Genomic DNA, 14,421 nt, shown 5'->3' on the forward strand with positions numbered 1-14,421 from the left:
ATCCCAGTTTGTATACATTCCTATGTTGATGACGCGGGCGGGGTCAAGCGTCCACGACGGAACGCATCGTGATAAGTGTGGAAAGCCCGGCGGATATGCGCGGTCATCACCGCCTTTGCCCATTCGCCGTCGGCGCGGCGGAAGGCGACGATCAGTTCATCATGCTCGGCGTGCGATCGCTCGACCGCCTCGCGGTCGTATTGCCGGGCGGTGCGCAGGACGATCGGCTGCTCGACGACGGTCGCCAGCATCGCCGCGAGGCGATCGGATCCGGCGGCGGCGATGACGACGTCGTGGAACGCGCGGTTATGTTCGACGAACGCCGCGGCATCGACCGCCTGGCCGCTCAGCGTTCCGACGATTGCGCCGTTATGCAGGGCGAGAGCGTCGAGTTCGGCCGGGGTAATCCGCGTCGCTGCGCGCTCGGCGGCATGACCCTCGAGCATCGTCCGCAGCGCAAAGCCTTCGGCGATATCGTCTTCGGACAGCGTCGCGACGAAACTGCGCTGCGTCCCCGAGCGGAGGATGAAGCGCTCGCTTTCGAGCCGCTGCAACGCCTCGCGCACGGGTGTCCGTGACACGCCGCTCGCCGCGGCCAGCGCCTCCTCGCGGAGTTGCGCGCCGGGTTCGAGCGCGCCCGACAGGATTTCGCCGCGGATGAAGCGGTAGGCATTTTCGGAAGCCTTGGACATGACCCTCTTTCGCGCCGTGACAAAGCCATGACAAGGGGCTTGACGCTGCCGTAATGTATACAATAGCTTTGCTTCAGGGAATAAACGGCACGACACCGCTGATACGGCGGGCGGCCGGCAGCCGGCGGCATTTGCCACCGCAACAGGGGTCGAGACATGGGCAAGCGCCGCTATTTATTGTTGGTTGGAACGGCATCGCTGCTCGCGGTCCCGGCAGGAGCGCAGTCGGTCGTCGCCGGGACGCCTGCCGCCGCCGATACCACGGCGCTCGCCGACGGCGGCGACATCATCGTCACCGCGCGCCGGGTCAACGAGTCGCTCGGCAACGTCCCGGCGTCGATCACCGCGTTCTCCGCCGCAACGATTGCCACCAAGGACATCCAGCGCGCCGCCGATTTCGTCAAGCTGACCCCCGGCGTGACGATCGTCACGTCGACCGGCGATGCGGGCGACACCCAGATCAACATTCGCGGCATCAACGGTGCGCGCGACGCCGAAAGCTCGGTCGCGCTCGTCGTCGATGGCATCCTCAAGACGAACACCGCCGGTCTCAACCAGAATTTCGGGACGCTGCGCCAGATCGAGGTGCTCAAGGGCCCGCAGGGCGCGCTTTACGGGCGCAACGCCGCCGCCGGCGCGATCATCATCCAGACGGTCAAGCCCGGCGACAGCTTCGAAGGCGAAGCGCGGACGAGCATCGCCAACGACAACACCTACACCGCCAACGCCTATGTCGCGGGACCGGTATCTGACAAGATCGGCGTCGTGCTGTCGGGCTCGTATGCGACAACCGATGGATTTTATACGAACACGCTGCTTAAGAGCAAAACCGTCGACGACCAGCGCAGCTTCGGGATCGACGGGCGCGTCATCGCCAAGATCGGTGACAGCACGACGCTCGACGCGAAAGCGCGTTACGGCGAGCTCCACGGTGCGTCGATCAATTTCAACTCGGACTTCCTCCTGCCGAATTTCGCCGCGTCGAATGCGGCATTCTATGAGGACGTCAACAAGCATCCGTTCAACTATTACAGCAACATCCGGCCGACGAACGACCAGCAGACGGTCGAGGCATCGCTCAAGCTCGACCATGATTTCGGCGGCATGGCGCTGACCGTCTGGGGCCAGTTCAGCGACATCAGCAACAAGCTCACTGCCGATGGCACGTCGGCCGATTTCGCGCGCTATATCTCGGCGGCGCAGCCCGCGGGTAATGCGACGGTCAACGCCTGCTTCGCCTCGACTGCGGCGCTGACCGGCTACACCGTCAACCAGCCGGATTCGATCGGCAAGATCCCGGTGCCGTTCATCTTCGCACCGGCGACCGGCTCGACCTTCGGCGCGTATTCGCCGACGACGTGCGACGGGACGCAATTCCAGCGGCGCGACCAGACCGATTATTCGACCGAAATCCGTCTTGCCTCGACGGGTGACGGTCCGCTCAGCTGGCAGGCCGGGGCGTATTACCTCCACGTCGACCGCCATGTCGGGGTCAGCCTCGGCGGCGATACCGGGGCCGGGATCATCCAGCAGTTGTACAACGCGCCGGGGTCGGCCAATCCGACGTCGCAGCTGTTCGACGACAAGTTGCGGACCAACGTCTACGCCGCGTTCGGCTCGGTCGATTACAAGCCGACCCCGCGCTTCGACCTCAGCGTCGCGCTGCGCTACGATATCGAGGAGCGGCACGACCACAACCTCGTGCCGCTGGCGACCGATCCGTTCACCGGCAGCCCGATCAATCCCGGCCAGACCAACGGCGCGATCCCCGACCAGCAGAAGACCTTTCGCCAGTTCGAGCCGAAGGTCAGCGTGCGTTACGAAATCCTGCCACGGACAAACCTGTACGCGAACTACGGCGTCGGCTTTAAATCGGGTGGGTTCAACAACGCCGGCTCGGCGGCGATCGTCCAACAGAACTTCGTCCAGGCGCTTGGGGCGAACGTCAAGATAGACGACCAGTATCGCAAGGAAAAGTCGGACGCGTTCGAGGCCGGCATCAAGGGCCGCGTCGGCCCATTCACCTACAACCTCGCGGGTTATTACACCCAGGTCCACGACATGCAGTTCTTCGAGTTCTTCGTCGGCTCGTTCGGCTTGCTCCGCGTCGTCTCGAACATCGACCGTGTTGACCTGACCGGAGTCGAAGGAAGCGCGAACGTCACGATCGTCAAGGGCTGGACGCTCGACGGCGCGTTCAACTACACCGACTCGAAGATCAAGAAGAACAGCTCGCGGCCCGACACCGTCGGCAACGAGTCGCCGTACACCGCGAAGTACACGATCAATGCGGGGACGCAGGTTCTCGAGCCGCTGACCGACAAGATCGACGGCCTGTTCCGCCTCGACTACCGCCTGACCGGGCCGACGTGGTTCTCGACCGTCCAGAACCAGGTCGAGCCGACCTTGTTCAGCGGGCTGCTGCCGATCTCAGCGCTGGCGCTGCCCGCCTTCGTCGGCAACGCCAACTTCGTCCGGTCACGCCGCGATGCGTTCGGCGTGTTCGACGTCCGCGCCGGCATCCAGGGCGGCCGCTGGAAGGCGATCCTGTTTTCCGACAACGTGCTCGACAAGAAGTACCTCGCCGAAGTCATCCCGGCGATCGAGTTCGGGGGCGCCTTCATCTCGCCGGGCGCGCGCCGCCGCTTCGGGATCGAGCTGGGGTATAAGTTCTAGGGGAGGTCGTCCCGGCAAATCCGCTGTCCTACAGGGGCGGGGAGGGAGTAAGTTTAACGCTACGAGTCGGGGCCGCCGGGCCCCGGCACTGCGCTCTTTCTCATTGTTGGTCGCCGTCACGCAGCCCGGGATTGGGCCCCGTCGACCTGCGCAAACGAAAGCGGCGCGCAGGCGGGGCGGAAGTCAGGCGAAATCGATGTTCAAAACCGTGAACTTCGTGTGACCTTTGACCCGCAAGAACGAGCGGACTCCGCGCGTTCAGTCGTTCAGGAACGCCGCGAACTGCTCCTTCCAGGCCGGGTGCCAGCGCGACAGGGCAGGGCGGTTCTCGATGATGTCGCCTGCCGCCCAGGCGATACGCTTCGCGTCCTGCTCCGGCGTCGTCTCGTTGTCGGGGCAGACGATATAGAAGTCGCCGCGTGCGACGCGCTCGAGCATTAGGTCGACGACCTGCTCGGGCGACCATGCCCCCGCCGGCCTCTCGACCGGACGGCCGCGGGTCATCCCGGTGTGGGTGAAGCCCGGGATCAACAGGTGCGCCGTGACACGGTCGCCGGCGCGCTCGCGGAGCGAATGCGCGAGCCCCTCGGTCAGCGCCTTCACGCTTGCCTTGCTGACGTTATACGCGGTGTTGCCGGGCGGCTGGGTGATGCCCTGCTTCGACCCGGTGTTGATGACTAGCCCCGGGCCACCGTGACCCAGCATCTCCGGCACGAACGCCTGGACGCCGTGGACCACGCCCATCAGGTTGACCCCGATCACCTCGTCCCACGCCGCAGGGTCGGCAAAGACATCGCCGCCCGATCCGACCCCGGCGTTGTTCATCAGCACCGACACCGGGCCGTGACGCTCGACGATCGTCCGCGCGAGATCGGCGATGGCGGAGCGGTCGGCGACGTCGGTGGCGAATGCAACCGCGCCGTCGATCGACGCGGTCGCATTGTCGAGCGTCTCGCCAGCGCGGTCGAGCAGCGCGACGCGCATTCCCGCCGCGGCGAACGCCTTCGCCGCCGCAAGCCCAATTCCGCTGGCAGCCCCGGTGACGACCGCGAGACTACCCGGCGCGATTGCTGCGAACGAGGGCGCGCTCACTGGTCGATCGCCGCCATCGACGCGGCGGGATAACGCGTCCCCGTCGCCATGCCGGGAGGCAGCACCGCGTCGATCCGGCGGAGGTCGGCAGCGTCGAGCTTTACCTCAAGCGCGCCGAGATTATCCTCGAGATAGGTGCGCCGCTTGGTGCCGGGGATCGGGACGATATCGTCGCCCTGCGCCAGCACCCACGCCAGCGCAAGCTGTGCCGGGGTGCAGGCCTTGTCGGCGGCGATCGCCTCGACTGCAGTGACGAGATCGAGATTCTTGGCAAAGGCGTCGCCCTGAAACCGCGGATGATTGCGGCGGCTATCGTCCGCCGCGAGGTCGTCGGGGCTGGTGAATTGGCCGGTGAGGAAGCCGCGTCCGAGCGGGCTGTACGGCACGAAGCCGATACCGAGTTCGCGCACCGTGGGGAGGATGTCGTCCTCCGGATCGCGCGTCCACAGCGAGTATTCGGTCTGGAGCGCGGTGATCGGGTGGACCGCGTGGGCGCGACGGATCGTGGCGGGGGAGGCTTCGGACAGGCCGAGATACCGGACTTTTCCGGCAGTTACGAGGTCGGCCATCGCGCCGACCGTCTCCTCGATCGGGACATTGGGGTCGACGCGGTGCTGGTAGTACAGGTCGATGACGTCGAGACCGAGGCGCTTGAGACTGGCATCGCACGCCTGCCGCACATAGTCCGCACTTCCATTCACACCACGAAAGCTCCCGTCCGCACCGCGCACGTTGCCGAACTTGGTGGCGACGACGACCCACTCGCGGCGTTGGCGAACGACGCGGCCGATGAGTTCCTCATTCGCCCCGACGCCGTACATGTCGGCGGTGTCGAGGAAGGTCACGCCAAGGTCGAGCGCGCGGTTGATCGTCGCCACCGACTCCGCCTCGTCGCGGCTTCCGTAGAAGTCGGACATGCCCATGCATCCTAGGCCGAGCGCGGAGACTTCAAGGCCCTGGCGGCCGAGCTTGCGGGTGTCCATCATGTCTCTCCTGTCGGGTCGATTGCGCGCAGCCGACGCCAATGGGGCGCCGCATTGTCGGGGTGATGCGCCCGCACAACCCGCGATGCACCCCATGTATCCGCTGCCGCCCGCGACGAGTCCCTATGCGGTCATCAAATCCATGAGCACGCGTCGGACCTGCGCGTGATCGGTCAGGTCGCCCATCAGGAACAGTCGCTTGTCGGCGGCCTGGCAGATCAAGGTCGGGGTGACGATGATGCCGTCGGTAATTGCCCGTCTGGGCTGCGAGAAGACATCGATAATCTCGAGTTCGGGCGGGGTGGTGCCGAGGTCGAGGCCATCGAGGATGAGTGACAGATTATGCTCCGCACGGACCGAATTGGGCGTCGATCGCGCGACATAGAGCCGCAAGCGCAGGACCGCCCCACTCGACGGAGTTTCGACGAGGTCCACCTCAGCCGTTCCCACTGGAAGCGGACCCCAAAATCTCTTCGGCGGTCGGAATGTCGTCCTTGACGCGCCTGAGGTCGAGCCGGTCGCGTGTGGCGGCGCGGCCGACCTCGAGCCGGCTCGCCTCGTCGACATTCGACAGGTCGGCCTCACGCTGTTTCCAGCCAAGTTCGAGCGTCGCTGCTTCGACCTTGGACCGCGCTTCGGACAATTCGCGTTCGAGCGTCACGTGCAGCCGGCCCGCGGCAATCTCGTCGAGGACATGGAGCCGCTCGACTTCGGCCTCCTTTTGGGCGCGGGCGCTCCCCATCAGCACCTCGCCCTCGGCGACATAGACGTCGACCAGGTCGATCCCCGACGCTCCAAGGACAAGCTCGCGGACCTGATTCGAGTGACCGGTGCCGCGTGACTTGATGATCGTCACCGCGCGGTTGCGCTCGCCGTCGCGCGCCACATACGACACGTGCAGCCACGTGTCGGCGATCGTCGATATCGTGCTCGCCGACAGCTCGACGTTGCCGCTGACCTGGTCGAGCAGCGAGGTGCAGACGACGGTCGTTCCGCGCGACTTGGCCATGTTGAGCAAGTCTTCGCAGATCATCGCCGAGAACGGATAGTCGGCCTTCATCAACGCGGAAATCGGGTCGATCACGAGGCAGTCAGGTCGTCCTGCATCCATCATGTCGCGGATCTGGATAAGATGTTCTTCAGGGCTGACCCCGGCTGACACGAACGATGCAACGGTGAGCAGGCCGGCATCGACGAACGGAGCCAGATCGATGCCGATCGAAACCATGTTGGCGACGATCTGCTCGGCGCCCTCGTCGAAGCTCACCAGCAGGACGCGGTCGCCACGCCCACACGCCGCAGCGGCGAAGCTGACGCCAAGACTGGTCTTCGATGTTCCGGGCGAGCCCGATATCAAGACGCTGTTGCCGCGCAGGTAACCGCCGTTCAACAGCGCATCGAGCCGCGCGATGCCGGTCGAAACCCGATCGGCAAACGTCGGGTAACCGATGCGCTCGCTCTTGATCGCGATGACGTTGATGCCCGAAGCGCCGATCACGATCGGCACGGGATTGGCAGCGAAGCCCGATCCGCGATATTTGCCGATGCGGATCGTCCGCGACGATCCGGTCGCGGTCACCATCTCGGCAAGAATGATCAGGCAGTCGGTCATATATTGCAGAAAATCGGCGCGGACCTGCTCGCGATCGCGCGTGCCGAAGGTCTTCACAGTCACGATGGCGGAAATCTCCATCTTCCGGATCCACGCGTCGAGACGGAGGAGTTCGGTCCGCTCGAGTTGCTCGTCATGCAGGCTGCTGAGCAGCATATCGATGCCGTCGAAGACGATGTTGCGCGCCCCGGTCTCCTCCGTGAGCGCCGTCAGAACCGCAAGCAGCCCCTTGAGGTCGAACGCTCCCGTCATCACCGCATCTTCTGGCACCCGGGCGTCGACGAGGTGAAACCGCGTTGTTTCAGGCGGCTCGGCGAGCGGATTGGCGGCCCACTCGAACGATGCGACATTCGCCCTGATCTGCGCGATCGGCTCCTCGAACGTCACGAAGATGCACGGCTCGCCAAGCTCGGTCAGTCGATTGACCATCGTCTGGATCGCAAACACGGTCTTTCCGGCTCCCGGGGCGCCGACGATCGCGGTCAACCGGCCCCGCGGCAGGCCGCCGCGACTGATCTGGTCGAAGCCCTCGATGCCGGTGGGCGCTTTCGAGATCGCAATGCCGTGCGATGCCGGCGGCGCATTGGTGGTGGATGCCGGAACTTTCATCGACGATGCGTTCCCGTGTGTTGGGCGGTTGGATGACGATCGGGCGCACGCAGCGGCAGGCGTGCTTCATTCATCAGCAACCACGCAAAATCCTCGGCGACAAGCGGAATGCTGAATAAATAGCCTTGTCCGATCTCGCAGCCTTCGCGCGCGAGGAACGCGCGCTGGGTCTCGGTTTCGATCCCTTCGGTGACGAAACCGATTCCCATGCTTCGTGCGAGCGAGATGACCGCCCGGATGATCAGCGCATCGGTCGACCCAAGGACGAGCTTGCGGACGAACATCTGATCGATCTTAAGCTTGTCGACCTTGAAATCACGCAGATAGCGGAAGGTCGCGTGGCCACTGCCGAAGTCGTCGATGGCGATCGTGAAGCCCATCTTTCTCAGCGCGGTCAACGCCGCAACGACGAGGGGCGACGGCTCGATAAGCAGCCCCTCGGTCATCTCGATTTCGAAATCGGCCGCGTTTGCACCCGTCGAACGTAACGCGCTTTTGACGATCGAGATGAAGTCGGGGTCGAGCAACTGCGAGCCCGAGACGTTGATCGCGATCGGCGGCGTCGTCAAACCTTCGGCCTGCCACCGCTGTCGCTGTCGCATCGCCTGCTCGATCACCCAGCGGCCCAGCGGCATCATCAGCCCCGACGCCTCGGCGAGTGGAATGAACAGGTCGGGGCGCTGGACGCCGAGAACCGGATGATTCCACCGCACCAGCGCCTCCGCCGAGACGATCCGACCCGACCTGAGATCGACGAGCGGCTGGTAATGCAGTTCGAGTTCATCCTTGGCGATCGCCTGCTCGAGCGATTGGGCAAGGAGCGCGCGGTTCTGGAAGCGGTCGTCGCGTTCCCGCGTGTAGAGAGTATGGGCGTTGCGGCCTTCCTGCCTCGACCAGCGCAGGGCAAGTTCGGCGCGCATGATCAATTCGCTGGCGAGGTCGTCAGCCGCCGGCGCGCCGGGTTCGGCGTCCGGGCTCAACGCCGCGCCGAGCCCGGTCTCGATCGTCATCTGATGCGCGCCGACGTAGAACGGGCGGGCGAGGGCCTCGGTCGCGGAAATGGCGAGCGACGACAGCGACGCCTCGTCGATGCATTCAGGCACCATGATTGCAAACTCGTCGCCCGCGAGGCGGGTCGTAACCCCGGCGACGGTTTCCGCGATTTCGGCGACGCGTCGCGCGGTCTCGCACAGGATCTCGTCGCCCATATGTTGTCCGAGCGCGTCGCTGATGTCGCCAAAGGCTTCGATGCCGACGCAAAGAACCGCGCATCGCTTCGGCCGGTTGCCATCGTTGTCGAGCTGCCGGGCAAGCGCCTGCCGCCACGCATTTCGCGTCAGCAGCCCCGTCAGCGGATCACGCAGCGCATGGTTGGCGATCTCCGACTCCCAGCGCTTTTCGGCGCTGATTTCCATGGCAAGGCCATCCCAGATGATATCGCCGTTGGCCATGCGCCGCGGCGGTGCGTCGCTCCGCAGCCAGTGGACGGCACCGTCGGCCGCGATCAGCCTGAACTCCTCGCGGAAGATCGTCATCCGTGCGGCCGAGTCGCGGACCGCCGCAACCAGCGCGTCGAGGTCGTCGGGATGGACGTGATCGTAGAAGGTGCGTGCAGCCTCACCGCCTTCGATACCGAGCACGTTGTAGATCGAGGGGCTGCAATAGACGATTTCGATCGACCCATCGGTCCGCATCACGCGCCGGTAGATGTATCCCGTCAGCCGGTCGGCGATACTGGCGAGCCGCGCCTCGGCGTCCGCCTTATCCTCGGAGGCACGCCGCGCGGCGTCCGCTAGTTGCTGGATCCCGATGTATCCGGTGATCTTTCCTGCGGAATCGCGGATGGGATCGATCGTGACGTCGTTCCAGAACGTCGTGCCGTCCTTGCGGTAATTGAGGATTTCGCGGCGGATGCTTCGGCCCGCCGCGAGCGCCGCACCGATGTCGGCGCGCACCGCAGGATCGGAGTCGGGGCCGTTGAGAAACCGGCAATTGCGCCCGACAACCTCCTCCATCGTGTACCCGCACAGGTCGGTGAAGGCAGAATTGACATAGACGATCGGGTTGTCGGGGAGATCGGCACTCGTGACGATCAGCGGTCGCGATATCGCGGCAAGCGCCCGGCCGCTGTCTTCGGTCGTAAGCGAACTCATATGACGCTTTGCGTCGGCCGAACAGGAATTCGACTGTCCGTGCGCCTCACGTTGTTCAAGCAAAACGCACCGTTCTCATATCCGCCGACTACGCCCGGCGAACGGCATCGACGCAGTATCGACCTGTCATCGGACGTTCCTTAAAACCTGCCACAAGTAATCAGGCTAAACCCAATCGCACGATAGGGCCAGCATTCATATGGATAAATCGGGAAAAGCGACGTCTATCCGGCAAGACAGTCCGAATGTTAGCTGTGGTGTCATTGAATTCTCTGCTTAAGTAGGCGCGCTTGCTGTCACGGTCTAAGATTGTTCTGGAACGTGGTGAAAATATGTTAATCGGATTTCCGGTAACAAGCGTTCCAAAAATAGTCGGTACCAAATTGTAGGCTAACACTTTTTAATGTCGGCTCGACGAATGGCCAGTCTTGTCTGGCGCAGACCAAGGTCGGCCGAAGCCAGAACGGAATTACGCCCTGCTTAATGGATTGGTCGGTGATTGGCGGCGATCCGGGCTGGATCAGATGATCACAGTTTGACGAGTTCGAGCCGGCGGTTGGTGGCCTTGCCCGCCTCGTCAGTATTGCCGGAGACCGGACTCATGCGCCCATACCCCTTCGCCTGGAGCCGATCGGGCGTGATACCCGCGGCGACCAGCGTCGCCTGTACCGCTTTAGCGCGACCGTCCGATAGCGTGACATTGTGCTCGTCGGTGCCGGTATCGTCGGTATAGCCGTTGATCGCCAACTTCAGCGAAGGATCAGCCTTGAGCAGGACGACCACGGCACAGATCTGCGCCGCCGAGGTCGGTAGGATTTGCGTCTGGTCGGTCGCGAAGTTGACGTGGATGGCGGCCTTGCCGGTCTTGTCGAGGTCGCTTTTGAGCTGATCGGCGGGCAGCATTGCCGCGGTTGGGACGAACGGCTTGGTCTGGACGACGGCGATCGAGGCTTCCGACGTGTTTGTCGTATAATGGATCCAGATCGCGTCGTGCGGTCGATGAATAACCCATGTTTCTGAACGGTAGTTCCATACGTCGCCAAGACCCATCAGCAATTCCATCCTCGTGGCATCGGGTATCGCCTTGAGCGCAGCGGTCGGGATCTTGTCCTCGTATAGCTTGACGGCTCCGGCCTGCTGGAAAAGCGCCTCCATGTTTTTCTTAAGCTCATAAGTGGAGAATCGTTTGTTCTGGGCAGCGACAAGCGTGACCATGAAGGTCTGGCCTTCGACATCCTTGAAGCTCTTTCCCGTCCAGAACAGGAAGTGAGCAAAGTCGTTCGTCTGCGGCTTGTTCTGCGGAACGTAATCATCCGGCCAGCCAAAGAACGGGAACTTGCCGAGCGGCGCGTTCGAGACCGGCACGTTATCGATCGAGAAATCGGCCGGTGCGGGTGCCGGTGTTGCCACAGGAGCGGACGCAACAGTCGGGGTTTGCGCGACCGTTGAATTGGGCGTTGCCGACGTGTTGTCCGCTTCGGGCTCATGCCCGCACGCGGCCACAAGCACCGCCAAACAGAGGACGCTCAAGCCGGTCGTTTTCATATGTCCCCATCCTTGTCGAGTCTGGTTAGCCCATGACGCAATCGGCGGGCAATCGGCTTGGCTCCGACCACTGGTTCAGGATTTCCGCCGCCCACTGGCCGGACCCCAGGGCTGGCGCATTCATGGTCTGGCGCGGTCCAATTCGGGTCGATTGTTCAGCCAGCCCGGCCAATTCAGCCTAAGCACACTCAGGCAGGCGATGCCTTGATGAAGTCGATGAACGCCCGCAGTGGGGGCGGCACCAACCGGCGGCCTGAGTAATAGAGGAACGGGCCCGAGAACGGCTGCCACCAGTCCGGCAGAACCGGTTCCAAGGCACCGCTGTCGAAATGCGGGCGCAGCCAATCCTCGAACACCGATATGACCCCGACCCCTGCGACGGCGGCGTCGACGGCGAGATCGGTCGCGCCACCGACCTGTACGATCAACTGCCCGCGCGGCTCGATACGGACGATCTCACCGGCACGCTCGAATTCCCATGGTGCCGTCAAAGCGCCGCTCGCGAACCGTCCAAGGACGCAGGCGTGCGCGAGCAGATCACGTGGATGCTCAGGGCGGCCATGGCGATCGAGGTATGCGGGAGCGGCGGCGGTAGCGATCCGCTGGACGCGTGGACCAATCGGGACTGCGATCATGTCCTGCTCAAGCCGCTCGTCGTAGCGAATGCCGGCGTCGCAGCCGGCGGCAAGCACATCGACGAAGCTTTCCTCCGCGACGATCTCGAGGTTGATGCGTGGATGGGCGGCGAGAAACCCCGGCAGGATCGCCGGCAACACCAGACGCGCTGCGCTGACGGGCACGTTGAGACGGAGCACTCCGGTCGATCCGTCGCGGAGGCCTCGAAGGTCATCGAGCGCCGCAGCGACCTCTCCCAGCGCCGGCGCCAGCCGCTCGAACAGCCGCGCGCCCGCTTCGGTCAGGGTTACGCTCCGAGTGCTGCGGTGGAGCAGGCGCAGGCCGAGCCGCGTCTCCAGCCGTCGAACGGCCTCGCTCAACGTCGAGGCGCCGATCCCGCTCGTCCGCGCCGCGTCGCGAAAGCCACGCGCTGTCGAAACTGCGAGGAATGCGCTCAAATCTCCTAGATCTGCATCCATTGTGCGGACATCCGTACGGCTCGTGCGGATGATGATGGATTATCGCACGATCGACCAGCAGCTAATCAATGGAGGAAGAGGAGACACAGATGCAGACTATCAATCAGGCAGGGCGTTTTCGCCTCGGCAACCGCGACGTGAACCGGCTTGGCTACGGTGCCATGCAACTTGCCGGTCCTGGCGTATTCGGCCCGCCGCGCGACCGCGATGCGGCGGTCGCGGTCCTGCGCGAAGCGGTCGCGAACGGGGTCGATCACATCGACACCAGCGACTTCTATGGCCCGCACGTCACCAATCAGATTATCCGCGAGGCACTCCACCCTTATGAACGACGCTCTCACGATCGTGACGAAGGTCGGCGCGGTGCGTGGCGCTGATGGCTCGTGGAACCCGGCGCAGGACGCATCGGCGCTTACGGCGGCCGTGCACGACAATTTGCGAAACCTCAGCTTGGACGTATTGGAGGTCGTCAACATGCGCCTCATGGGTGGGGGGAGCGGGCATGGTCCGGAGGAAGGATCAGTCGAGCCGCAACTAGCCGCGCTCGCGAGCCTGCAGGCGCAGGGACTCATCAAGCACATCGGTTTGAGCAACGCGACGTCCAACCAGATCGAGCAGGCGCGTGGTATCGTCGAGATCGTCTGCGTGCAGAACCAGTATAACGTCGCCCACCGAGATGACGATGCCATGATCGACGCGCTGGCGGCGGACGGCATCGCTTACGTTCCGTTCTTCCCGCTTGGGGGCTTCAGCCCGCTTCAGTCACAGACGCTGTCCGACGTGGCTGCAAGTCTGGGCGCGACGCCGATGCAGGTGGCGCTCGCGTGGCTGCTGCGGCGCTCGCCCAACATTCTGCTGATCCCGGGCACGTCGTCGCTCACGCATCTCCGTGAGAATCTGGCAGCGGCATCGCTTGCGCTTTCAGACGAGGCGGTGGCGGCGCTGGATGACCTTGGCTGATGGTCTGACCAAGTCGCCGCGCGCCCGTGGTCGGAGACGTTGACGCCGTTCGTAATGCGTTATTGAGCGTCTCGGTAGGGGCGGGACGACAGCATGTCGCCATGGGGAGATACGCATTCCACCCGGTCCCAAATTCACCGAGACGTCAGTAATTCATGCAGGCGAGCTTCTCCGTCAAATCGACGTCGACGCCATACCAATCGCCAAGACTTGACATATATCTGTTCGAAATATAAGTAATATGCGGAACGGATATATGGCTGGTGTGTGAGCGGAAGCAAGTTCTTCGATCAATCTGGGGCGGCGCGGTACGAGCGTCCGGCGGTTGCCGTGGACCTGATCCTGATGAGCGTCGTCGACGGCATTCCCGCGGCGCTACTGACGCGACGGCCCGAGGGTGACTGGGCGCTGCCCGGCGGCTTCGTCGGCATCGACGAGAGCCTCGACGCGGCGGCGCATCGGTTGCTCGCCAACGAGGCTCGCATGGACGACGCCTATGTCGAGCAGTTGTACACCTTCGGCGAAGTCGACCGCGATCCGCGTACCCGCATCATTAGCGTCGCATATTTCGCACTGCTCGCGCCAGCGCGGTTCGCAGCAGCCCTGAAGGACGCGTCCGACGTGCGGCTGGCGACGCTGCACGTGCCGTGGCCCGGCGAGAAAGGCGGCGTCGTCGAGGCACGGTCGCCCGACGGCATGGCCCTGTCGCTGGTGCACGACCACGCCGACATGCTCGGCGTCGCGATGCTCCGCCTGCGTGGCAAACTCAATTACTCGGCAGTTGCCTTCGCGTTACTGCCCGAGCGCTTCACGTTGCGAGCCCTGCAGGACGTCCACGAAGCGATCCTCGGCACCCGGCTGAACAAGCCCGCCTTTCGCCGCCGCATGCTCGACCGCGGCTGGCTGCAGGCCACTGGCGAGCGCGAAACCGGCGCTTCGTTCCGTCCCGCCGAGCTGTACCGCCACCGCGTCGCCGACTGATTCCAGACCGATCGAGGAGACAAT

10 protein-coding genes and 1 pseudogene are annotated in these 14,421 nt (G+C 64.0%); 3 read left to right on the forward strand and 8 right to left on the reverse strand.

What is annotated here, in order from left to right:
- Nucleotides 1-20: 20 nt before the first annotated feature.
- Nucleotides 21-692 (reverse strand): GntR family transcriptional regulator, encoded by a 672-nt coding sequence (locus tag KZX46_RS13190; protein WP_216710697.1) that lies wholly within the window; start codon nt 690-692, stop codon nt 21-23.
- Between the two features lie 156 nt (nt 693-848).
- Between KZX46_RS13190 and KZX46_RS13195 the strand changes: the two genes are divergently transcribed.
- Entirely contained in the window at nt 849-3,368 is a 2,520-nt protein-coding gene (locus tag KZX46_RS13195; protein ID WP_219774382.1) for a TonB-dependent receptor, read from the forward strand.
- Between the two features lie 258 nt (nt 3,369-3,626).
- Here the strand turns inward: KZX46_RS13195 and KZX46_RS13200 are convergent, their stop codons facing one another.
- The 7 genes from KZX46_RS13200 to KZX46_RS13230 form a co-directional block, all read right to left on the reverse strand.
- Nucleotides 3,627-4,460, reverse strand: coding sequence for an SDR family NAD(P)-dependent oxidoreductase (locus tag KZX46_RS13200; RefSeq protein WP_219774383.1), 834 nt, complete (start codon nt 4,458-4,460; stop codon nt 3,627-3,629).
- Complete coding sequence (locus KZX46_RS13205) at nt 4,457-5,443, reverse strand: aldo/keto reductase (protein ID WP_219774384.1); 987 nt, start codon at nt 5,441-5,443, stop codon at nt 4,457-4,459. Before KZX46_RS13205 ends, KZX46_RS13200 begins: the two co-directional genes overlap by 4 nt.
- A 123-nt stretch (nt 5,444-5,566) precedes the next feature.
- Entirely contained in the window at nt 5,567-5,878 is a 312-nt protein-coding gene (locus KZX46_RS13210; RefSeq protein ID WP_216710693.1) for a circadian clock KaiB family protein, read from the reverse strand.
- A 1-nt stretch (nt 5,879) separates the two neighbouring features.
- On the reverse strand, nt 5,880-7,664 hold the full coding sequence (gene kaiC, locus KZX46_RS13215; protein WP_219774385.1) for a circadian clock protein KaiC: 1,785 nt from the start codon (nt 7,662-7,664) through the stop codon (nt 5,880-5,882).
- Complete coding sequence (locus KZX46_RS13220) at nt 7,661-9,817, reverse strand: bifunctional diguanylate cyclase/phosphodiesterase (RefSeq protein ID WP_219774386.1); 2,157 nt, start codon at nt 9,815-9,817, stop codon at nt 7,661-7,663. Before KZX46_RS13220 ends, kaiC begins: the two co-directional genes overlap by 4 nt.
- 528 nt (nt 9,818-10,345) lie before the next feature.
- Entirely contained in the window at nt 10,346-11,362 is a 1,017-nt protein-coding gene (locus KZX46_RS13225; protein ID WP_219774387.1) for an OmpA family protein, read from the reverse strand.
- A gap of 188 nt (nt 11,363-11,550) precedes the next feature.
- Nucleotides 11,551-12,456 carry a LysR family transcriptional regulator gene (locus KZX46_RS13230; protein WP_219774388.1) on the reverse strand — a complete coding sequence of 302 codons (906 nt, stop codon included), beginning with the start codon at nt 12,454-12,456 and terminating at the stop codon, nt 11,551-11,553.
- Nucleotides 12,457-12,545: 89 nt separating this feature from the next.
- Between KZX46_RS13230 and KZX46_RS13235 the strand changes: the two are divergent.
- A pseudogene (locus KZX46_RS13235) lies at nt 12,546-13,416 on the forward strand (aldo/keto reductase family oxidoreductase).
- Between the two features lie 267 nt (nt 13,417-13,683).
- The gene (locus KZX46_RS13240; RefSeq protein ID WP_226895947.1) at nt 13,684-14,397 is read left to right on the forward strand and encodes an NUDIX domain-containing protein; all 714 of its coding nucleotides are present in this window, start codon (nt 13,684-13,686) and stop codon (nt 14,395-14,397) included.
- Nucleotides 14,398-14,421 lie beyond the last annotated feature (24 nt).

This window comes from Polymorphobacter sp. PAMC 29334 (assembly GCF_019431245.1).
Taxonomy (GTDB): domain Bacteria; phylum Pseudomonadota; class Alphaproteobacteria; order Sphingomonadales; family Sphingomonadaceae; genus Polymorphobacter_B; species Polymorphobacter_B megasporae.